This window comes from Actinomadura rugatobispora, from assembly GCF_055379765.1.
Map to the genome: position 1 here is coordinate 2398913 of NZ_AP029191.1, position 20504 is coordinate 2419416.

16 protein-coding genes, 1 pseudogene and 1 riboswitch are annotated in these 20504 nt (G+C 73.3%); of the genes and pseudogenes, 11 read left to right on the top strand and 6 right to left on the bottom strand.

Annotated elements, in window-relative coordinates; all coding sequences use genetic code 11:
* The first annotated feature begins 48 nt into the window (after positions 1–48).
* Positions 49–969, top strand: a complete 921-nt coding sequence (locus tag ACZ466_RS10130) for an SDR family NAD(P)-dependent oxidoreductase (protein WP_378286980.1) — start codon at positions 49–51, stop codon at positions 967–969.
* An 88-nt stretch (positions 970–1057) separates the two neighbouring features.
* On the opposite strand, the gene ACZ466_RS10135 is transcribed toward ACZ466_RS10130, so the two are convergent.
* Entirely contained in the window at positions 1058–1246 is a 189-nt protein-coding gene (locus tag ACZ466_RS10135) for a hypothetical protein (protein ID WP_464043272.1), read from the bottom strand.
* A gap of 88 nt (positions 1247–1334) precedes the next feature.
* Here ACZ466_RS10135 and ACZ466_RS10140 point away from each other — a divergent pair, with 88 nt between their 5' ends.
* Positions 1335–2510, top strand: coding sequence for an LVIVD repeat-containing protein (locus tag ACZ466_RS10140; protein WP_464043274.1), 1176 nt, complete (start codon positions 1335–1337; stop codon positions 2508–2510).
* Between the two features lie 12 nt (positions 2511–2522).
* On the opposite strand, the gene ACZ466_RS10145 is transcribed toward ACZ466_RS10140, so the two are convergent.
* Positions 2523–3125 (bottom strand): PadR family transcriptional regulator, encoded by a 603-nt coding sequence (locus tag ACZ466_RS10145; RefSeq protein WP_378286978.1) that lies wholly within the window; start codon positions 3123–3125, stop codon positions 2523–2525.
* Between the two features lie 109 nt (positions 3126–3234).
* Here ACZ466_RS10145 and ACZ466_RS10150 point away from each other — a divergent pair, with 109 nt between their 5' ends.
* Both ACZ466_RS10150 and ACZ466_RS10155 read left to right on the top strand, forming a co-directional pair.
* Entirely contained in the window at positions 3235–4131 is an 897-nt protein-coding gene (locus tag ACZ466_RS10150; protein WP_378286977.1) for an SDR family NAD(P)-dependent oxidoreductase, read from the top strand.
* Complete coding sequence (locus ACZ466_RS10155) at positions 4128–5051, top strand: SDR family NAD(P)-dependent oxidoreductase (RefSeq protein ID WP_378286976.1); 924 nt, start codon at positions 4128–4130, stop codon at positions 5049–5051. Before ACZ466_RS10150 ends, ACZ466_RS10155 begins: the two co-directional genes overlap by 4 nt.
* A 9-nt stretch (positions 5052–5060) precedes the next feature.
* On the opposite strand, the gene ACZ466_RS10160 is transcribed toward ACZ466_RS10155, so the two are convergent.
* From ACZ466_RS10160 to ACZ466_RS10170, 3 genes and pseudogenes are all read right to left on the bottom strand, one after another.
* On the bottom strand, positions 5061–5963 hold the full coding sequence (locus ACZ466_RS10160; protein WP_378286974.1) for an SDR family NAD(P)-dependent oxidoreductase: 903 nt from the start codon (positions 5961–5963) through the stop codon (positions 5061–5063).
* A gap of 8 nt (positions 5964–5971) precedes the next feature.
* Positions 5972–7693, bottom strand: a complete 1722-nt coding sequence (locus ACZ466_RS10165) for an MMPL family transporter (RefSeq protein WP_464043276.1) — start codon at positions 7691–7693, stop codon at positions 5972–5974.
* 85 nt (positions 7694–7778) lie between these two features.
* Positions 7779–8051 (bottom strand): annotated as a pseudogene (locus tag ACZ466_RS10170) (MMPL family transporter); the annotation flags it as partial.
* Between the two features lie 281 nt (positions 8052–8332).
* Here ACZ466_RS10170 and ACZ466_RS10175 point away from each other — a divergent pair.
* From ACZ466_RS10175 to ACZ466_RS10185, 3 genes are all read left to right on the top strand, one after another.
* Entirely contained in the window at positions 8333–8905 is a 573-nt protein-coding gene (locus tag ACZ466_RS10175; RefSeq protein WP_378286972.1) for a TetR/AcrR family transcriptional regulator, read from the top strand.
* A gap of 120 nt (positions 8906–9025) precedes the next feature.
* On the top strand, positions 9026–10207 hold the full coding sequence (locus ACZ466_RS10180; protein ID WP_378286971.1) for an FKBP-type peptidyl-prolyl cis-trans isomerase: 1182 nt from the start codon (positions 9026–9028) through the stop codon (positions 10205–10207).
* Between the two features lie 250 nt (positions 10208–10457).
* Positions 10458–13454, top strand: a complete 2997-nt coding sequence (locus ACZ466_RS10185) for a transglycosylase domain-containing protein (RefSeq protein WP_464043279.1) — start codon at positions 10458–10460, stop codon at positions 13452–13454.
* Between the two features lie 110 nt (positions 13455–13564).
* Here ACZ466_RS10185 and ACZ466_RS10190 read toward each other — a convergent pair whose 3' ends face one another.
* Positions 13565–13948: a hypothetical protein gene (locus ACZ466_RS10190; protein WP_378286969.1), complete on the bottom strand. Its 384-nt coding sequence runs from the start codon at positions 13946–13948 to the stop codon at positions 13565–13567.
* Positions 13949–13998: 50 nt separating this feature from the next.
* Positions 13999–14115, top strand: a riboswitch (SAM riboswitch).
* A gap of 68 nt (positions 14116–14183) precedes the next feature.
* Here ACZ466_RS10190 and ACZ466_RS10195 point away from each other — a divergent pair.
* The 4 genes from ACZ466_RS10195 (at position 14184) to ACZ466_RS10210 (ending at position 20501) form a co-directional block, all read left to right on the top strand.
* Positions 14184–15521: an aminotransferase class V-fold PLP-dependent enzyme gene (locus ACZ466_RS10195; protein ID WP_378286967.1), complete on the top strand. Its 1338-nt coding sequence runs from the start codon at positions 14184–14186 to the stop codon at positions 15519–15521.
* 251 nt (positions 15522–15772) lie between these two features.
* On the top strand, positions 15773–19060 hold the full coding sequence (locus ACZ466_RS10200) for an SseB family protein (protein ID WP_378286966.1): 3288 nt from the start codon (positions 15773–15775) through the stop codon (positions 19058–19060).
* Positions 19057–19425, top strand: a complete 369-nt coding sequence (locus ACZ466_RS10205) for a hypothetical protein (RefSeq protein WP_378286965.1) — start codon at positions 19057–19059, stop codon at positions 19423–19425. Before ACZ466_RS10200 ends, ACZ466_RS10205 begins: the two co-directional genes overlap by 4 nt.
* Positions 19426–19523: 98 nt before the next feature.
* Positions 19524–20501, top strand: coding sequence for a hypothetical protein (locus ACZ466_RS10210; protein WP_378286964.1), 978 nt, complete (start codon positions 19524–19526; stop codon positions 20499–20501).
* Positions 20502–20504: the final 3 nt, after the last annotated feature.

Genomic DNA, 20504 nt, shown 5'->3' on the forward strand with positions numbered 1-20504 from the left:
ATTCTTCGGATCAATACGAGCGATCACTCGCATTTGAAGGAGACGATCATGGGTGACGAACGGGGCGCGCTCGGCCGGCGGGCGATGCTGACGGGCGGGGCGCTGGCCGCCGGGGCGGCCGGGCTGGGCATGGCCGCGGGGCCCGCCGCGGCCCGTACCGCGCCGGCGCCGCAGGCGGGACGGGCACAGCGCCGCTACGAGGGCAAGGTGGTGGTGATCACCGGCGCGACCTCCGGCATCGGCCGGGCCGCCGCGATCGCGTTCGCGCGGGAGGGCGCCAAGGTCGGCTTCTGCGGCCGCCGGGAGAACCTCGGGCGGGAGGTGCAGGCGGAGATCCGGCGGCAGGGCGGCGAGGCCACCTACATCCGGGCCGACGTGCGGCGGCCGGACGAGGTCAAGTCGTTCGTCGACCGGGTCGCGCGCAGGTACGGCGGTCTCGACGTGGCGCTCAACAACGCCGGGATCCAGACGTTCAAGCCCCTCAGGGACCAGACCGTCGAGGAGTTCGACGCGACGCTGGAGACCAACACCCGCGGGGTCTTCCTGTCGATCAAGCACCAGGTCCCGCACATGGAGGAGAAGGGCGGGGTGATCCTGGTCACCGGCTCGTCCAACGAGTTCGCCAGCCGTCCGGGGCTCAGCTCGTACTCGGCGAGCAAGGGCGGGGTGAGCGGGATCGTGCGGGCGGCGGCGCTGGAGCTCGGCCCGAAGATCCGGGTGGTGTCGCTGGCGCCCGGCACCACCGACACCGCGATGATCGACGCGCAGCGCGCCTTCTACCCGCCCATGTCGGACGAGGAGTGGCGCCGGGAGAAGGCGCGCTGGGCCCAGGCCAACGTGGACGGCCTCAAGCGGATGGCGACGCCCGACGAGATGGCCACCGCCGCGCTCGCCCTGGCCTCGCCCGACATGAGCTTCCAGACCGGGGTCTCGGTGCTGGTGGACGGCGGCGCGCTGGCAGGGCTCTGACCCCGCGCCCGCCACCTGGCAGCCTTGACATCTACCAAGGTTCATGTCCAGCATCATATGTTCCTAAGGACATATAGAGGTCTTGATGTCAGGAGGAAGACGTGGCGGACCAGAACCGGATCTCCCGGCGGCGGGCGCTCCAGGCGTCGGCGGCGACGCTGGGCGGGCTCGCGGCGGCGGCGTCCCAGCAGGGGACGGCGCAGGCCGCGGCCCCGCCCGCGCGGCAGGCCGGGCGGCCCGTGGGGACGAAGCTCCCCGACGGGTCGTACGCGCACAACGTGGAGGTCGTCGGCTACAGCGACCTGCGCGAGCACCCCGGCTTCAAGATGGCGGTCCGGGAGGTGAACGGACGCTGGTACCTATACGTGGCGCACTTCAACATCGCCCCGGACTACCTCGGCGGCTGGAGCGTCGTCGACGTGACCGACCCGCGCGAGCCCGAGTTGGTGAACCACATCCCGGGGCCGGTGCACACGATGACGCTCCAGATGGACCTGTCCGGCGACACGATGGTGACGGCGCTGGAGAAGCCGTTCCCCGTGCACCTGGACCCGACCCCGGACGACCCGTTCGAGGAGGGCGTGGTCATCTGGGACATCAAGGACCCGGTCAACCCGCGCCGCCTCAGCCATTGGAGGACCAAGGGCACGGGCACCCACCGCAACCACTACTCGGGCGGGCGCTACGTCCACCTCGCCGCGGGGATGCCCGGCTACCGCGGCAACATCTACGTCATCCTCGACATCTCAGACCGGAGCCGTCCCAAGGAGGCCGGGCGGTGGTGGGTGCCCGGACAGAAGGAGGGCGAGACGCCCGCGCACGGCGGCACGAGCTCCGGGCACTTCCACGGGTTCTGCTGCGGCGCGGGCAATACCGTCTCCCTGCACGGCCCGGCGTACGTGTCGGGGAACCTCGCCTACCTGCCCTACGGCGGGGCGGGCATGGTCGTCCTCGACATCTCGGACGTGTCGGATCCCAAGCCGGTCAGCACGCTGCCGTTCAGCCCGCCGTTCCATTCGCTCTTCGGCGTGCACGGCGTGCTGCCCCTGCCCGAGCAGGGCATCGCCTTCGTGAACTCGGAGGACGTCTCCTACGGCAAGGGCGCGGCCCACCACGCCTCGATCGTGGACATCTCCAACCCGAGCAAGCCGTTTCTGCTGTCACTGCTCCCTGAGCCCGTGCCGCACCCCGACGCGCCCTACGAGGACTTCTACACGCGCGGGGGCTGGGGCGGCCCTCACAACATGAACCACCATCAGTACCACCCCGCGGTGGAGCGTCAGGAGGGCATCTTCTATATGGCGCACTTCAACGCGGGGCTGCGCATCTACGACGTCTCCAACAGGAGGCTCCCGCAGGAGATCGGGCACTTCCTGCCCGCCGACCCCAAGAAGCGCTACATGCCTTTGCCCGAGGACAAGCTGGTGACGCAGACCGAGGACGTGGTGGTGGACCGGCGCGGGTTCATCTACATCAGCGACAAGAACCGGGGAATCTACGTCCTGCGCTACACAGGCCCGAGGCCGCGCCTTTCGCGCTAAGGCCAGGGACGGTCAGCCGCCCTGCCCGTCCTGCGGCTCCTGCCCCGCTTCGTCGCCCTCTGGGTCCTGCTGGTGCAGCCGTCCCTCCTCGGTGAACTCGGCCGCCCAGCGGGCCCAGTCGGCCAGCCCCTGGTACATGCGGATCGCCGCCTCGATCGTGATGCGGAACGACTGCACGGACGGGGCGGTGCCGTAGTCGCCCCTGTCCTTGGCCTCGGCCATGCCGCGGAAGAGGTCGGCCCACTCGCTGTAGTACTCGGCCTCCCCCTCCAGGTAGCGGATCGCGTCGTCCTTCTCCATCAGCCAGAGGAAGAAGGTGCGCAGCAGTGGCTCGAACCGGAGCGTGTGGTCGGCGCCCTCGTCCGCGCCCTTGACGAGCCAGCGGCGCACCTCGGTCCGGCCGGACTCGGTGATGCGGTACGCCTTGCGCCGCCGCGGGCCGTGGCTGTCCACCTCGATCAGCCCGTCGGACTCCAGCCGACCGAGTTCGGCGTAGATCTTGGGGTGCTGGGCGGGCCAGGCCGCGCCCAGCGTCTCCTGGAATCGCCTGTTCAGGTCGTAACCACTGGCGGGCCCCTCGGCCAGCAGGCCGAGCAGGCCGTACCGCAGCGACATGTGCTCCTCCGTCAACCGCCCCGAAATGTGGGCCCCATCTTGACATGTCCGCCGGACCATGCAGACTTATGTCCCTAGGTACATGTCCCCAGGTAAGGGAGATCGAATCATGACCGAAGGAAAGGCCGTGCTGGTGACGGGGGTCACCGGCGGGATCGGCCACGCGCTGACCACCGCGCTGGCGGCGCGCGGGTACACGGTGTACGCGGCGGCGCGCGGCGAGCTGCCCGCCGATCTGGCCCGCCTGCCCGGCGTCCGGCCGCTGCGGTTCGACCTGACCGACCCGGCGGCCGTCGAGGCGGCGGCCGCCCGCGTCCGCGAAGACCGCGCCGGGAACGGCCTGCACGCGGTGGTCAACAACGCCGGGATCATCGTGCAGGGCCCGGTGGAACTGGTCCCGGCCGACGAACTGCGCCGCCAGTTCGAGATCAACGTCTACGGCCCGATGGCCGTGACGCGGGCGTTCCTGCCGCTGCTGCGCGAGGGCCGCGGCCGCGTGGTCAACGTCAGCGCGCCCACCGCCCGCCTCGCGATGCCCTACAACGGCCCGATCTCGGCGAGCAAGGCGGCGCTGGAGTCGTTCTCGGCCGCGGCCCGGGTCGAGCTGGCACCGTTCAGGATCCCGGTCAGCATCGTCCGGCCCGGAGCCGTGCGGACCGCCATCTTCGGGAAGGCGGAGACGGCGGCGCGCAAGTCGCTCGCCCAGATCGACCCGCGCGTGGTCGACCTCTACCGGCCCGGTCTGGACGCCGTCGAGCGGGCGACCGCGCGGACGGCGGGCGCCGAGCCCGGCGGCGTCGTGAAGACCCTGGTGAAGGCGGTCGAGGCGCGCCGTCCCAAGGCCGTCTACAACGCCGGGCGGGACGCCCGGCTGCTGCTGACGATCTCCCGGCTGCCGGTACGGGTCCGCGACCGGGTCCTGGCGGGCGCGCTGGGGCTGCGCGCGGCCGCCGAGGCCGGCGCCGGAGCGCCGGGGGGCGCCCCGGCCGGGGACGGTGCCCGGTGAGGCGCACCGGCGCGGCCCGCGGGCCGGACCCGGCCGCCCCGCGCACGGTGGTCGTGGTCGGCGCCACCAGCGGCGTCGGCCGTTCCGTCGCGCTGAAGCTCGCCGAGCGCGGGCACCGGGTGATCGCCGTGGGCCGGGACGCCGAGCGGGCCGCGACGCTGCGCGACAAGCTGCGCCGGCGGCCGGGCCCCGACCCGGAGGTCCTGGTCGGCGACGTGTCCACGGTGGCCGGACGGCGCGCGTTCACCGGCGCGGTGCCCGGCCTCACCGGCCGGATCGACGCCCTGATCAACAACGCCGGGGTGATGCTGCCCCGGCGGCGGGTGAACGAGGACGGCCACGAACTGAACTTCGCCGTCCACCACCTGGCGCCGTTCGCCGTCACCGGGGCGCTGCTGCCGCTGCTGCGGAAGGGGTCGGTGCCCGGCGACCCGGCGGGACGCGACCGGCCGCGGGTGGTCAACGTCAACAGCGCCGGGCACCACACCAGCCTGCGCGGGCACCGGAACCCGACGCTGGACTTCGCCGACCTGCAGGCCGAGTCCGGGTACGAGCCCGCGCTCGTCTACAGCCGGACCAAGCTGGCCAACATGCTGTTCACGCTGGAACTGGCCCGCCGCCACGGCGACGAGCTGATCGTGAACGCGCTGCACCCGGGCGTGGTCCGCAGCGACCTGGGCCGCGAGTTCCCCCGGCTGCTGGTGCTGGCGACGCAGGCGACGGCGATCAGCACGGACCGTGCCGCACCGGCCGTGATCAGGCTCGCCGTCGAGCCGGTGGAGGGCAACGGCGGCTACTACGACCGGGCGGCCCTGTCCGCGCCGTCGCCCCCCGCCCGCGACCGGGACGCCGCCGCGCGGCTGTGGGAGGTGACCGAACGGCTGATCGGTCCCTTCCAGCCGAGCCCCGCGGCGGCGTGACTCCTCCTTCTATGTGTAGGGGGCGACGAGCACGGCCGAGCGCCCCCACAGACGGGCCGCCAGGTCGGAGTCGTCCGCCTTGGGGTGGACCTTGGCGTCCCGCTGGAACCCGTGGAAATAGGAGCCGCTCGCCCCGCCCGCCTCCGGGGCCGAGGCCAGCCACACCAGCGGGCTCGCACCGACACCGCTGTTGAGCTGCAACCTGCGCAGCGGCGTCCGCGAGACGGCCCTGACCGCCCGGGACCCGGAGGCGAATTGGGTCACGGTCGCGCCCTCGGCCTCGTCGCGGGTGGGGACGACCGCCCCGGCGGGACGGTCCCGCCGGGGGCCGGGGTCAGGGTGGAAGCACACGGCCTCGATCCCCGTCCCCTCGGTGCGGCGCGCCAGTTCCCGGGTGAACAGGACGTTCATCAGCTTGGTCGTGGAGTAGGCGATCCACCCTCCGCCGTAGCGGCGCCGCTCCCATTCCAGGTCGTCCAGCCGCAGCCGCCCGAACCGGTTGCCCAGGCTGGAGGTGGTGATCACCCGTACCGGCCCGTGCCGGGCGCTGTCGCGCAGCCGGGGCAGCAGCTGGGTGGTGAGCAGGAACGGGGCGAGATGGTTGGTCTGGAAGGTCATCTCGTGCCCGTCGGTGGTCAGCTTCCGGGACGGCACGAGCTGCCCGGCGTTGTTGACCAGCACGTCGATGCGGGGGCAGCGCTCCAGCAGGTCGTCGGCGAGCCGGCGGACCTGGTCGAGCGAGGCGAAGTCGGCGACCAGGGGCTCGACGCCGAGCCCGGCGGCGACGGCGGCGGTGCGCTCGGGCGAGCGGCCCACCGGGACGACGTCGGCCCCCATCGAGGCGAGGCGGCGGGCCGCCGCGGCGCCGATGCCGGAACTGGCCCCGGTGATCACCACGGTCTTACCGGTCATGTCGGCGCTCACTGGGCACCGCCCCGGGTCCCGGCGCCCTGGGCCGCGGCCTCCGGCTCGCGCGGCCCCGGCGGGGCGGCGGGCGCCGGCGCGAGGGAGTCGCCCTCGATGTCGATCCCAGGGAGCAGCCGGTCCAGCCATCGCGGCAGCCACCAGGCGGTGCGGCCCATCAGCGTCATCAGCGCGGGCACGATCGTCATCCGCACCACGAACGCGTCGAACAGCGTGGCGGCGGCCAGCGCGAACCCGATCGACTTCACCAGCGGGTCGGGGGCCAGCAGGAACCCCGAGAACACCGCCGCCATGATGATCGCGGCGGCCGTCACCACCCGCGCTCCGTCCGCGAACCCGGTGACCACCGCCTCCTTCGGGTCCGCGCCGTGCACGTACGCCTCGCGCATCCGGGTGACCAGGAACACCTGGTAGTCCATGGCCAGCCCGAACACCAGCCCGATCAGGAAGATGGGCAGCGCGCTGATGATCGGGCCGGTCTGCTCGACGCCGAACAGCGCCCCGGCCCAGCCCCACTGGAACACCGCCACGACCGCGCCGAAGGTGGCCGCGACGCTCAGCAGGAACCCGGCGGTGGCCTTCAGCGGGATCAGCACCGACCGGAACACCAGCAGAAGCAGCACCAGAGCCAGGCCGACGACCACGGCCAGGTAGGGCACCAGCGCGTCGGCCAGCGTGGCGGACATGTCGATGTTGAGCGCGGTCAGCCCGGTCACCGCGATGGACGCCCCGGTCGCGGCGCGGATCGCCGGGGCCTGCCCGCGGAGCCGCTCGACCAGGTCGGTGGTGGCCTGCTCGCTCGGCCCGCTGCGCGGCATCACCGTGATCAGCGCGGTGTCGCCGGCCTGGTTGAACGCGGCGGGCCGGGCGGCGGCGACGCCGGGCGTCCGGGACACCACGTCGCCGACGTGCCGGGCGGCGGCCCGCGGGTCGTCGCTGCGGGCGGCGTCCACGACCAGGGTGAGCGGTCCGTTGAAGCCGGGGCCGAAGCCCTCGGCGAGCAGGTCGTAGGCCTGGCGCTGGGTGGTGTCGGGCGCCGAGATGCTGTCGTCGGGCAGGCCGAGCCGCAGGTCGGTCACCGGGACGGCGAGGGTGATCAGCACGGCTCCGGCGGCCAGCAGGAACGGGATCGGCCGCCGCGTCACCTGCCGTGCCCAGCGGATGCCCATCGGGCCTCGTGCCGCCGCCCGGGACCCGCCGGCGGCGTCCGGGTTCGCGGAGCGCCGTGCCCGGCCGCGGCGGCCGAGGACGCGCGGGCCGGCGAAGCCGAGCAGCGCCGGCAGCAGGGTCAGCGCGATCAGGACGGCCACGACCACGGTGGCGGCGGCCGCCAGCCCCATCTCGGTGAGGATCGGGATGCCGACCACGGTCAGGCCGGCCAGGCCGATCACAACGGTGAGCCCGGCGAACATCACGGCGGTCCCGGCCGTGCCGACGGCCCGTCCGGCCGCCTCCTCCGGGTCGCCGCCGGACTCCAGCTCCTGCCGGTAGCGGGAGACGATGAACAGCGCGTAGTCGATCGCCACGGCCAGCCCCAGCATGATCGCCAGCGTGGGGGTGGAGGAGCTGAGGTCGGTGAACCCGGTGGCGGCGGTGATCGCGGTGACCCCGATCCCGATGCCCAGCAGCGCGGTGAGCAGCGGCAGCCCGGCGGCGACCAGCGAGCCGAAGGTGACCACCAGCACCACCGCGGCCGCCAGCACCCCGATGACCTCCATGAGGTGCTGGCCCCCCCTCGGCCTCGGTCGCGTCGCCGCCCATCTCGACCCGGATCCCGGCGGCGCGGGCGGGGTCGGGTGCCCGCTCCAGCGCGGCGCGCGCCTCCTCGCTCAGGTCCGTGGCCCCGACGCGGTAGGTGACCTGCGCGAACGCGACGGCCCCGGACGCGCTGACGGCACCGGCCTGGTACGGGTCCTGGACGGCGGCGACCTGCGGCCCCGCCCTGAGCGCGGCCACGGCCTGCCCGACCGCCGCCCGCGCGGACGGCTCGGTGAGCCGCCGCCCTTCGGGGGCGGCGAACACCACCCGGGCGGTGGCACCGCCTCCGGCGGCCTGCGGGAAGCGCTCGTCCAGCATGTCGATCGCCCGCTGCGCCTCGGTGCCGGGGATCGAGAAGGCGTTGTCGGTCGGCCCGGACAGGGTCGCGGCGGCGGTCCCGCTGAGCCCGAGCAGCAGCACCCAGACGAGCAGGACCCAGCGCCGTCGGCGGAAGGCGAACCGGCCCAGCCGGTAGAAGTACGCGGCCACCTGAGGCTCCCATCAGATCTTTTGTCATCACATCTCTGTAGCGAGACAGAATGTCTCATCTTAGAGACAAGGCTGTCAAATACTGGGACAGGGAGATAGAGTCGGCCGTGATGATGATGAGGAGTCCCGCCCTTCGCGACCATGTGGCCACCGGCCTGCTGGAGACCGCGGCCGCCGTGCTGGCCGAGCGCGGCGAGTCGGCGAGCATGACCGACATCGCGGAGGCCGCCGGGGTGGCCCGGGCCACCCTCTACCGCTACTTCCCCAACCGCGAGGCACTGCGGCAGGCGCTGTACGACGCCGCCTTCGCCGACCTCACCGCGCGCGTCGCCGACGCCGGGCTGGACACCGCCACGGTGCCCGAGGGCCTGGCCCGGCTGACCCGCGCGTTCGTCGGGGCGGCCGGCAAATGGCGGGCCCTGGAGCTGTTCCACAAGACGCCCGGCGACGCCAGGAAGCTCGACCGCGAGCTGATCGAGCCGATGCGCGGGCTGTTCGAGCGCGGCGCGGCCGAGGGCTCCTTCCGCGGCGACGTCTCCGTGGCCACGATGATCGAGATCTATGTGGCGCTGCTGGAGGGCGCGGTGTCACGGGTGATCCGCGGCCGGCTCGGCGTCGAGGAGGCCAGCTCCGCCATCACCGCGATTTTCCTGAACGGGGTCCTCGACTCCCCCGACCGGTAGATTGCGTCGGAGCCGGTACATTGGGCCGGTCTTCTTTGCCCTGTTTTCACAGCCTTCTTAGGTCCACGGTGGCAGGGTGTGACCTCGTGGTGTCGTCGAGCCCGGAGCGAGTGAGGAAACATGTCCGAGGATGACAAGCCCCGGGGTGAGCGTACGGTCAAGGCCAAGGCCAAGCTGCCGAACGCCAAGAACATCCGGAGCCCGGAGTTCACCCCGCACGGGATCAGCGGCGGCAGCCGCAGCCGCGGCCCGCGCCCGTCGGGCAAGACCGCGGCGCAGGCCAAGCGGCAGCGGATGGCGGGGATCTCCGTCGCGGTGGTCGCCGTGGTGGCCGTCGCCTGGGCGATCAGCTACACCCAGGGGCACCGGTTCCTCCCCGACTCGGTCCCCGACTACCTGAGCCGTCCCGGGCCGGAGATCAAGGCCACCGGGGCGCTCGGCTCGGCGCCCAAGGTGAGCATTCCCAAGAACCTCCAGCCGACCGGGCGGCTCAACGTCACCACCCCCATCAAGGGCACCGGCACCAAGATCGCCAACGGGGACACCACGCTGGTGAAGTTCACCTTCTACCAGTGGGCCAAGAGCACCGACCCGGACAAGCCCGACGAGAGCACCAACAAGAAGCTCAGCTCGTCCTGGGAGCGCCCGGCGGGCCAGCAGGTGCTGCCGATGACCATCGGCAAGACCGAGCTCAAGGGCCTCGACAAGGGCCTGGCCGGCCAGACCGCCGGCAGCCGGGTGATCCTGGAGATCCCGCCCAAGGAGGGCTTCGGCGAGCAGGGCCAGCAGCTCGGCCTGCAGAGCGGCGACTCGGTGGTCTTCGTGGTGGACGTGCTGGCCTCGTACCCGAAGAACGCCGAGGCCAAGGGCACCCCGAAGCCGCTCGACGACAAGGACCTGCCGACGGTCGGGGCGGTCGAGCCGGGCAAGGGCCCCAAGGTCACCATCCCCAAGGCCGACCCGCCGGAGAAGATGCAGGTCAAGACCCTGATCGAGGGCACGGGACCGGCCACCACCAAGGACGACGTGGCCGTGGTCCACTACAAGGGCCTGATCTGGCGCGACGGCAAGCAGTTCGACTCCAGCTGGGAGAAGGGCGAGCCGGCCACCTTCCCGCTCAACGCCACCGAGGGCATGACCGGCTTCTTCAAGGGCCTGCAGGGGCAGAAGATCGGCAGCCGCGTGATGCTCCTCCTGCCGCCCGGGGACGGGTACGGCAAGGAGGGCAACCCGCAGGCCGGGATCAAGGGGACCGACCACACCGTCTTCCTGGTCGACATCCTGGGCACCGTGCCCAAGTGACGGCCGCCTAGAGCGCGCCTGGCGCGGTTCCGCGACATCGGACGGCGGGGCATCCGGAGGGGTGGCCCGCCGTCCGGCGTTCCGCGCGCCCCGGGAGCGGGGCACGGAAACGAGGCCCGGTAACGATCACGACAACCGTTCGGGCTTCCGGGCCGTCCTTATTGAGGGAAAGCCATGGCAGTGCGCTTGACCCGCCGAACCCGGCGAACCCCTCGGGTATCGTCGGTAACAAATGAATCACGGGGGGCTTGTGAGCAGTAATGATGAGGGCCCGGCCGCGGGCGGCAGGGTGAAGGGCACCGCCCCGGACCACATCAAATCCGACAAATCCGAGAATGACGACATCGCCGCGAACATGAATGACAACGGCGTCCCCGGCACGACCGGGACCGGCACCGACGACCACCCCGACCCCGCGGACGAGGCCACCTTGGCCGACACACCTCCGGACGAGACTCCCGTGGACGACCCCCCGGCGGACGAGGCGCCCAGGGACGAGGCGGCGCCCGAGGACGAGACGCCTCCGGACGACCCGCCCCTCGGCGAGACCGTCCGCGACGGAACCCCGATCGTCGACGACGACACCACCGGCACGGACGCTCCCCGGGACGAGGTCACGGACCCGTCCGAGAAGCCTCTCCCGGACCAGGCCCCCGACCTGGACGAAGGCACCGGCCTCGGCTCCGATTCCGGTACGACCCGCGATTTCGAGCCCGTCGACGCCCTCGAAGCCCCCGTCCTGAACGGGCAGGAGGCGGCCACCGAGACCACCGGCACCGGCGAGGCCGCCGAGCCCGCCGCCGACCCCGCCACCGAACCCGCCACCGAGGCGGAGGCCGCGCCGCAGACCGCACCGGCCCCCCTCGACGAGCCCGCCCCCGCCCCCTCGGAGCCCCTCTCCCCCGCCCCCGCCGAGCCCGCCCCCGCCGGCGGCTCCGACGCGACCTCCGACGGCTCCGCCCCCGCCGAGCCCCCGGCCGAAGACCCCTCCGCCACCGTCGCCTCCCCCATTGCCGCGTCCCCTGACGCCCCTCCCGGGAAGAAGGGCAGGCGCGGCAAGAAGGGCGCGGGCAATGGCGCGGGCAGCGCCCCCGGAAAGGGCGGGGGCGGCGGTAAGAAGCCGCCCAAGAAGAAGCGCAGCAGGCCCGTCCGTTACGCGCGCCGCACCCTGTTCGCCGTTCTCGCATTCCTCGGGTTCGCGGTGGCCGCGTTCGGCGTCGCCTATCTCCTGACGCCCGTCCCCTCCCCGCAGCAGCAGGCCATCGCGCAGGGCCCGACGTTCTACTACGCCGACGGCAAGACGGTGATCGCCAAGACCGGCACCAACCGCGACGCCGTGCCGATCAAGCAGATCCCCGAGGGCGTGCGCGACGCGGTGATCGCGGCCGAGAACCGCAGCTTCTACGAGGACCCCGGGGTCTCGGTGCGGGGCACCGGGCGGGCGTTCTGGTCCACGGTCACCGGCGAGCAGCTGCAGGGCGGCTCCACCATCACCCAGCAGATGGTCCGCAACTACTACGGCGGCATCGGCAAGGAGCGCTCGGTCACCCGCAAGCTCAAGGAGATCATGGTCTCCCTGAAGGTCGGGCGGGAGAAGTCCAAGGACTGGATCCTCGAGCAGTACCTCAACACCATCTTCTTCGGCCGCGACGCCTACGGCGTCCAGGCCGCCGCCAAGGCGTACTACGGCAAGGACGTCAGCCAGCTGACCCCCGCGCAGGGCGCCTTCCTCGCCGCGGCGATCCAGCAGCCGAGCAACTTCGCCGAGCCCGAGGGCCAGAACCGCGTCTACGCCGAGCAGCGCTGGCGGGCCGTGGTGAACAACATGGTCCGGGACGGCGCGGTCACCCAGGCCGACGCGGCGGCGATGACCTTCCCGATGCCGGTCAAGCAGAAGATCACCAACATCCTCAAGGGCCAGAAGGGCTACATGGTCAATGTGGCCAAGAAGGAGCTGATCGAGCGCCGCGGCTACAGCGAGGACGAGATCAACCGCAGCGGGTTGAAGATCACCACGACCTTCGACAAGCGGCTGATGGACGCGGCGCGCCGCGCGGTCACCGCCAACGCCCCGGCCGGGATGAGCAAGAAGATCCGCACCGGGATGGTGTCGGTCGACCCGGCGACCGGGCAGGTGCTGGCGTTCTACGGCGGGCGCGACTACCTGGTGGAGGCGCTGAGCAGCTCGTTCGGCGACTGGGCGCAGGCCGGGTCCGGGTTCAAGCCGATCGTGCTGGCCACCGCGCTCGACGACGGGATGAAGCTGTACGACTCGGTCGACGGGTCCTCGCCGCAGTACTTCGCCGGCACCCCCGTCCGCAACGACAGCGGCCGCAGCTTCGGCTACGTGAACCTGGTCGGCGCCACCCAGAACTCGGTCAACACCGCCTACATCCACATCGGCCAGAAGGTCGGCCTCGACAAGGTGACGGCGATGGCCGAGAAGATGGGCATCCCCAGGAGCCAGCTCACCGCCAACGGCGCCAACACCGCGCCGACCTTCCCGCTGGGCGTCATCTCGGTGCACCCGGTGCAGCAGGCCGGGGTGTACGCCACGTTCGCCTCCGAGGGCCAGCACCGCACCCCGTTCGTGGTGAAGTCGGTGACCGACAACAAGGAGCACACCCGCACGTTCACCGAGAAGGGCGAGCGGGTCTTCAGCCAGCAGGTGGCGCGGGACGCCACGTACGCGATGCAGCAGGTGGTCCGCGGCGGCACCGGCACCGGGGCGCAGCTGGCCGACGGCCGCGACGTGGCGGGCAAGACCGGCACCACCGACGCGGGCCGGGCGATCTGGTTCAACGGGTTCATCCCGCAGATGGCCACGACGGTGTCGATGTTCCGCAGTGACAGCAGGCCGCTGAACATCCCCGGGTACGGGACGTACGGCGGTGCCCTTCCGGCCCAGGTGTGGCGCACCTTCATGGCGGACGCGGTCTCCATCATGAACTACTCGCCGAAGTCGTTCGGGTCGCCGTCGGTGACCCCCGGCGGCGGGTACTCCGGGCAGCCGTCCGACCGTCCCGGCGGGCCGCCGGCGACCGGGCCCGGCCCGTCGCGCCCGCCCGGCTCCGAGGGGCCCGGCCGCGAGCCCTCGACCCCGCCCACCGACGACGGCCCCGAGCTGCCGCTGCCGCCCGAGCCCGGTGACCCGGGCGATCCCGGCGGCGGGGGCGGTGACCCCGGCGATCCCGGCGACCCCGGTGGTGGGGGCGGCGGCACCGATCCCGGCCGACTACGCGGATGAGAGAAGGGGCCCGGCGGAAACGCCGGGCCCCTTCCTCGTCACCCGAGACGACGCGCCTCGGCACGGTGCCACGCTCGGCCGCCGCGCGCTCGACCGCCAGGGGCGGCGGGTCAGGCGCAGGCGCGGCCGATCCGCTGCGGCGTCTGGGTGATCACCGTGTTGAGCTGGGCGGCGTCGCCCGTTCCGACCGAGGTGGCGGCCCCGCGCAGGCGGCCGCCCTCCTCCTTCAGCGCCTTCTTGAGCTCGGGGTTCTCGGCCTGGCCCGACAGCCCCTCGACCTTTCCGGCGAGCTGCTCGGTGGCCTGCTTCCATTGCTCGGGCTTGTTCGCGGCGACGCTCCTGACCTGGGTGATGTACTGCTCGAACGCCTTCCTGGTGTCGGCGCAGACCTGGGCGGAGTTGTCGCCTCCCAGAAGCCCGCACCCGCCCAGCAGCCCGGGAGCGCCGAGCGCCAGCACTCCCCCGGTCAGCGCTCGAACCGCCGCGTTCCTCATCGCATCCCTCTCTTTGCTCCCCGTCGGCACCCGCATATACTTCCGCATTAGGTCATGAGCGTCAGCGACAAGCCCCGGCTTGCTGACCGGCAACCCTTCGTCCGCGATGGGGTGCCCCGGGTGAGGACCTGGCCGGACGCGAACCCGCGTCCCGGCAAGCGCGGATCCCACCCGGTCGCGGCCGTCAGGGCCGGACACTCCATGGGGTCCCCGGGACCCTGGGAGGGTCGCACGCATGTCGTCCGCCGGTATCTCCACGCTCGTTCCGTCCGCTCCGGCGCCCCGCACCCCCGTACCGCCGCGTGAGCCGAGCGTCCCCCGGCACGAGCCGGACCTCCCGCGCGTCATCGGGACCGGCGCGCCGGTCCCCCTGGACGACGGCGGCAGCATCGCCTACGCCAACTTCGACTACGCCGCCAGCGCCCCCTGTCTGGAGGCGGTGCACGAGGCCGTCACCCGCACGCTGCCGTACTACAGCAGCGTGCACCGCGGCGCCGGATACGCCTCGCAGGTCACCACCGACGCCTACGAGAGCGCGCGCGAGACCGTACGCGGGTTCCTCGGGGCCTGGACGCGCGCGGCGGTCGTCTTCACTCGCAACACCACCGACGCGATGAACCTGCTCGCGCACGCGGCCCCGCCCGGCACCACCGCCGTCGTGTTCGAGACCGAGCACCACGCGAGCCTGCTGCCCTGGCGGCGCGCCGTGCGGCTGCCCGCCCCCGCGAACCCGGCCGAGGCGATCGAGGCCGCCGACCGGGCCCTGGCGGCGGCGCCGGCCGGGCCGAGGCTGCTGGTGGTCACGGCGGCGTCGAACGTGACGGGCGAGGTGTGGCCGATCGCCGAGCTGGCCCGCACGGCGCGGCGGCACGGGGCGCGGATCGCGGTGGACGCCGCCCAGTACGTCCCGCACCGGCCGTTCGACATGACCGCGCTCGGCGTGGACTACGTCGCCTTCTCCGGGCACAAGCTGTACGCGCCGTTCGGCGCCGGGGTGCTGGCGGGCCGGTCGGACTGGCTGCGCGCCGCGGAGCCGTTCCTCAAGGGCGGCGGCGCCAGCGACTCGGTGAGCGCGCACGGCGACCGGGTCCGCTGGTCCGCGGACGCGCAGCGGCGGCACGAGGCGGGCACCCCGAACGTGCTGGGCGCCATCGCCCTCGCCGCCGCCTGCGACACCCTCGCCGCGACCGGCTGGGACGCGCTGGTCCGGCGGGAGGAGCGGCTGCTGGCCAGGCTGCGCCGCGGCATCGCCGCGCTGCCGGGCGTGCGGGAGCTGACGCTGTGGGGCACGGGCGTGCCTCGCGTCGGGATCGTGTCATTCGTGGTGGACGGGTGGAACGCGCGCGACGCTGCGCTTACGCTGTCGGGGTCGTACGGCATCGGTGTCCGGGACGGGAAGTTCTGCGCCCATCCGTTCGTCGGGCACCTGCTCTCCGGCGCCGCCGCGGACGGCGCTGGGTGCGGCGAGGGCGACACGGCGGTGCGCGCCAGCTTCGGACTGGGGACGGGTGAGGAGCACGTCGACCGGCTCTTGCGGGCGCTGGCCGAGCTCGTCCGGGAGCCGCGCGGCTGAGGCTCGTTCCCCGGCCGCCGGACGGTGCGCGGGGCGGATCGTCCGCCGGGCGGAGCGTCGCCGGGGGCACTTTGGTCCTGTTCGCCCATGTAGCGTAAGGCGAGTCCGTAACTTGCGCGTCAAGAGCCCGGTCATCGGGCCCGGGACGGGCAGGATTGAGCCTCGCCGGGTCACCGGCGGTGCTCGGACGAGGGCGGCGCGACGGCGGCGCGGGATTGACGCAGGCGTGACTGATACAGGGGGTGGCGATCGTGGCCGACGCGTGGCGACCCACGTCGGAACTCGAGCGCCGACTACAGGAGACGGTGCGGGCCGGGGACCAGGAGGGCTACTTCCGCGTCCTCGCGGAGAGCGAACTGGTGATCCCGGTGCCGCCGGACCTGGCCGACGAGGTGCTGGCCGACCGGGCCCAGGCGACCTGGCCGGTGCAGGAGGAGGAGGGCCGCACGCACGTGCTGGCCTACACCTCGGCGGCGGCGATGCGGGAATGCCTCGGGCCGGCGTACCGGCACTTCCTGACGCTGAGGTTCAGCGACCTCGCCGAGACGTGGCCGGACACCCGGTGGTGGCTGGCGGTCGACGCGCCGGCGCGCGGGGCGGACGAGGTGGTGCTGCCCATCGAGTCGCGCCTGCCGTCGTGGTTCATCAAGCAGGTGGTGGAGGGCGACAGCCGTCCGCCGAAGGTCGGCCGGGGCATGGCCGATCCGCTGCGTGACGGCCGGCGGGCCCCGGCGCACGCGGCGGGCAAGGGCCTGGGCAAGCACGCCGCCCCGCCCGTCCCGGCGGCTCCGCCGAGCCCGCCGAGTCCGCCCGTTCCGTCGGCTCCGCTCGACGCGGTGGAGCGCGAGCACAACGCGCAGCCGCCGTCCCCGCCTGCTCAGACGCCGCCGCCACCGGTGGGTGCAGAGCCCGGCGTGCCCGTGCAGGAAGGCGCCCCGGCCGTACCGCCGCCCGCGCCCGACGCGCCCGCTCCGGACGCGCCGCCCGACGGCCTGTCGCAGCTGCCCGAGGGCGGGGTCGCCGCCGCGCTCGGCGCCGACACGACCGTGCCGCCGCCCGACGCCGCCGACGCCACGCGGCTCGACACCCCCGCCATCCCGGCGGACGCGACCGAGCCCCCCGCCGCCACGGCGCCCGCCGGTGCCGACGGGGCGCCCTGGGAGGAACTGCAGGAGCAGCACCGCGACCTGCCGCGCGCGGAGCCCCGGCGGCCCGAGTTCCGTCCCGCCAACGAAGTCGAGCGCTCGCTGCTGCGCGCCGCCGCCAACAACGACCACGACCTGTTCCTCCAGACGCTGGCGGACGCGGAGGTGCTGCTGCCGATCCCGGAGGACATGGACTACCTGCTGCGGCCCGGCCGTCCCGGGTTCCCGTGGCAGACGCGGGAGATCGACGGGGCGACGGTGATCCCGCTGTTCACCTCCAGGGAGCGCCTGGTGGAGGCCGCCGCGACCGCCGGAGCGGGCACCGACTACATCACGCTGCCGTTCACCGTCGTGCTGCGCTACTGGCCGGACCGCGACCGGCCGCTGGCGATCAACTCCGGTTCCCCCGCGGGCGGGACGATCCTGGCCGAGCAGCTGTCCGGCCTGGCGACCTGGGCGGACCAGCGCGCGGCCCGCCGCATGTCGGAGTCCTTCGAGCCGCAGAACGACGTCGAGCAGCGGCTGTTCGACGCGGCGCTGCGCCGCGACACCGACGCCTTCTTCAAGGTGCTGCTGGGCGCGCAGGTGCTCGTCCCGGCCGAGCAGGAGACGCCGTGGGGCATCGCGCCCGACGGCGCCGAGTTCCCGTGGCGCCCGGTCCCCGTCCACGGCAAGGTCTCCATCCAGCTGTTCACCTCGCTCAAGTGGATGACCGAGGCGATCGGGACGTCGCGGTTCGTGATGCCGAGCCTGCTGGAGATGGTGTCGGCCTGGCCGGACACCGAGTGGACGCTCGTCCTGAACCCCGGCACGCCCATCGACGCGACGATGCCCGGCGAGCAGGCCCGCGCGCTCAGCGGCCCGGCGCGCTCGGACGCCGCCGCCGCGGCGCCGCCCGCCGCCCAGCCGGAACCGGAAACGGAACCGCGACCGCAGCCGGAAGCGCAGGCGAAGGCCGAGCCGCAGCCGGAGCCACCGCGGCAACCGCTGCCCGAGCCGGTGCCCGCGCCCGAGCCGCTGCCCCAGGACGCCGCCGCGCCCGTCCCCCCACCGGCGGACGCCCCCGCGGCGCCCGAGCCCGAAGCGGCCGAACCGCAGGACGTGCCCGCCCCCGCACCGCCCGCCCCCGTACCGCCCGCCCCCACGCCGACGGAGCCCATCCGCGCCGAGGACCCGCCGCCCGAGACGCGTCCCGCGCCGCCGGAGGCCGAGTTCGAGCCCGGCAACCGCATCGACCAGGAGCTGTACGAGGCGGCGCTCGCAGGCGACTCCGACGCGTTCCTGCGGGTGCTGCTGGCCGCGAACGTGCTGGTCCCGATCCCCGCCGACGCGCCGCTGGAGGTCACCCCCGTCCAGCGGGAGTTCCGCTGGGAGGCGGCGCTGCGCGGCGACTCGGCCGTGCGGGTGTTCACCTCGCTGGTCCGGCTGCGGGAGGTGCTCCCGGAGTCCCGGTTCGTGTACGCCGACTTCCGCGAGCTCATCGGCTCCTGGCCGCACGTCGACTGGGCCATGCTCCTCAACACGGGCACCCGCATCGGCGCGTCGCTCCGCGGCGACCAGGTGCAGGCGCTCAGCGAATGGGCCGTGCGGGTCGGGCTCGTGCAGCCGCGCCCCGAAGTCCCGCCCCCTCCGGCGGCACCGGCCGCTCCGCAGCAGCAGCCGCACCCGCCGGCGGCACAGCCGCCGCCGGAAGCGCACACGCCCCACCCCGTCGCCGGCGCCACGGCCACCGACGTGCCGCTGCCCGCCGTCCACGACCAGGACGCCCCCGGACCGCAGGCACCGCCGCCCGCGCCCGAGCCGGAACGCCCGGCGCCCGCACCGCTGCCCGAACCCGAAGGCGACCGCGTCGCCCATCCCACGATCATGCAGAAGGTCGTGTCGCACCGGCACGTCGAGTGGTACCTGGAGCAGGGCTACGACCGCGTCGGCGGCTTCGTCCACCCCACCTCCGACGTCGCCGAACTGCAGACGCCGATCCAGCTGTACGAGGCGCTCGGCCTGCTCTACGACGACTCCTCGTTCCAGCCCGGCGACCAGGGCGTGCACGTGATCCGCTGGCCCGCGTACTGCCCCGACCTGTACCGCATCCCGTTCGGCGGGCAGACCGAGGAGGAGCTGGCGGCCTGGGGCGAGGACGGCTGGGTCATCGAGCGCGCGCCGTTCCACGGCGGCGGCTTCGCGCCCGGCAGCGCCGGCTCCATCCGCGAGTACAAGGTCGACAGCGTCCGGCTGCCGTACGGCGCGGAGATGTACTACCTGGCCGAGGACCGGACGGAGCGGTTCGTGGCGATGTACGATCCCGACCGGCTCGCCTGGCTGCGCCCGGAGACCGGCACGCCGGGCTGGCAGGAGGGCTGGGAAGGCCAGGCCGGACAGGGGGCGGCACAGTGATCCGCGACGGCTACCTCGCGCGCTGGCTCGGCCGCGAGTTCGAGGCGTCCCCCGGCGCCGACGGGGAGATCCGGCTCTACACGCCGGAGCCCACCGACGGCTTCGAGGAGCTCCGTCCCGGCCGCTTCCGTCGCGTCGTCCCGGCCTCCGAGGTGGAGGAGCTGCGGTACATCCGCACCATCTGCCGGTGGCGCGGCGAGCGGTTCGTCGTCGTGGGCGAGCATGACGGCTGGCTGCGCGTCGAGTACAGCGGGGGCCGCGCCCCGGTCGCCGAACATCTCGGCCTGGACCGGATCGACCACGGCGTGTGGCAGAGCTGGGCGCCGCGCGCCGAGATCGAGGATCTGCAGGAAGAATTCATCTGATCGTATGAAGATGCGGACGACGGGTTGCCTTGACCCACCCATCCGTGTTCGCATGATTGCTGCGACCAACGCGACGGCGCGACGGAGGTGCTGGGGCTGTGCTTCCCCGGTCGACAGGCAAACCGGTCTTCATCGGGCTCGGCACGGCGGCGATCCTCGCCGTCGGCGCCGCACAGGTCCAGGCGGCGGCCCCCGAGGACGACCTCAAGCCCGCGCTGGAGGTCGTGCTCGACGCGGCCAAGGAGGCCAGGGCCGGGACGATCGTGGAGTTGCCCGCGTCGGTGAAGGCCGTCAACGGTGACGCCGAGGTCGTCAAGGTCACGTCGCTGACGGCCGTCGCCGAGCCCGCGACCGGCGTCGACATCAACCTCAAGGGCGCGTGCGTGCCGAGTTGCGACCTGACGCCCAAGCTCACCCCCGCCGACGATGGCCAGGTCATTCCGCTCACCTCGGTGACGGTGCCCAAGGACATCACGAAGACGACCAAGGTGACGGTGACGTTCACGGTCGACTCCTCCACCACCGAGGAGAAGGTCGCCACCAGCACGGTCACGTACACGCCGGTGAGCACGCCGACACCGACGCCGACGAAGACGCCCACGAAGAAGCCGACGCCGACCAAGACGCCGAAGCCGACGCCCACGCCGACGAAGTCGTCCGACAAGGACGATGACGACAACGACTCGGGCGGGTCAAGCGGGTCCGGGTCGGGGTCCTCGTACGCGCCGCCGACGCCGAACGGTTCGTTCAACACGCCGAGCGCTCCGGCGAGCCCGCAGGTGGCGCTGCCGCCGATCGCACCGCCGAGCCCGTCGGTGGCGCCGCAGACGGCGCCGACCCCCGAGAGCCGGCTGCGCAACAACACGGCGCCCGTCGCGCAGGACCTCACCTTCGAGCGGATGGCGAGCACGCAGATCGCGTGGCTGGCCGCGCTGCTGGTCGCGTTCTCGCTGCTGATGACGCAGTTGCGGCTGGGCCGCCGCCGGACCGTTCCGGTGTCGGCGCGGACGGCCCGCGCGGCCGGACGGTCCAAGGGCCACCACCGGCGCCCCCGCCGCGGCCTCTTCGGGAAGTGAGCG

Excerpts from the sequence above, each read along its gene's own strand:
- ACZ466_RS10130 (WP_378286980.1), top strand. The coding sequence starts at position 49 with ATGGGTGACGAACGGGGCGCGCTCGGCCGGCGGGCGATGCTGACGGGC.
- ACZ466_RS10145 (WP_378286978.1), bottom strand. The coding sequence starts at position 3,125 with ATGTCGCTGCGGTACGGCCTGCTCGGCCTGCTGGCCGAGGGGCCCGCC.
- ACZ466_RS10150 (WP_378286977.1), top strand. The coding sequence starts at position 3,235 with ATGACCGAAGGAAAGGCCGTGCTGGTGACGGGGGTCACCGGCGGGATC.
- ACZ466_RS10160 (WP_378286974.1), bottom strand. The coding sequence starts at position 5,963 with ATGACCGGTAAGACCGTGGTGATCACCGGGGCCAGTTCCGGCATCGGC.
- ACZ466_RS10165 (WP_464043276.1), bottom strand. The coding sequence starts at position 7,693 with ATGGAGGTCATCGGGGTGCTGGCGGCCGCGGTGGTGCTGGTGGTCACC.
- ACZ466_RS10175 (WP_378286972.1), top strand. The coding sequence starts at position 8,333 with ATGATGATGAGGAGTCCCGCCCTTCGCGACCATGTGGCCACCGGCCTG.
- ACZ466_RS10180 (WP_378286971.1), top strand. The coding sequence starts at position 9,026 with ATGTCCGAGGATGACAAGCCCCGGGGTGAGCGTACGGTCAAGGCCAAG.
- ACZ466_RS10190 (WP_378286969.1), bottom strand. The coding sequence starts at position 13,948 with ATGAGGAACGCGGCGGTTCGAGCGCTGACCGGGGGAGTGCTGGCGCTC.
- ACZ466_RS10195 (WP_378286967.1), top strand. The coding sequence starts at position 14,184 with ATGTCGTCCGCCGGTATCTCCACGCTCGTTCCGTCCGCTCCGGCGCCC.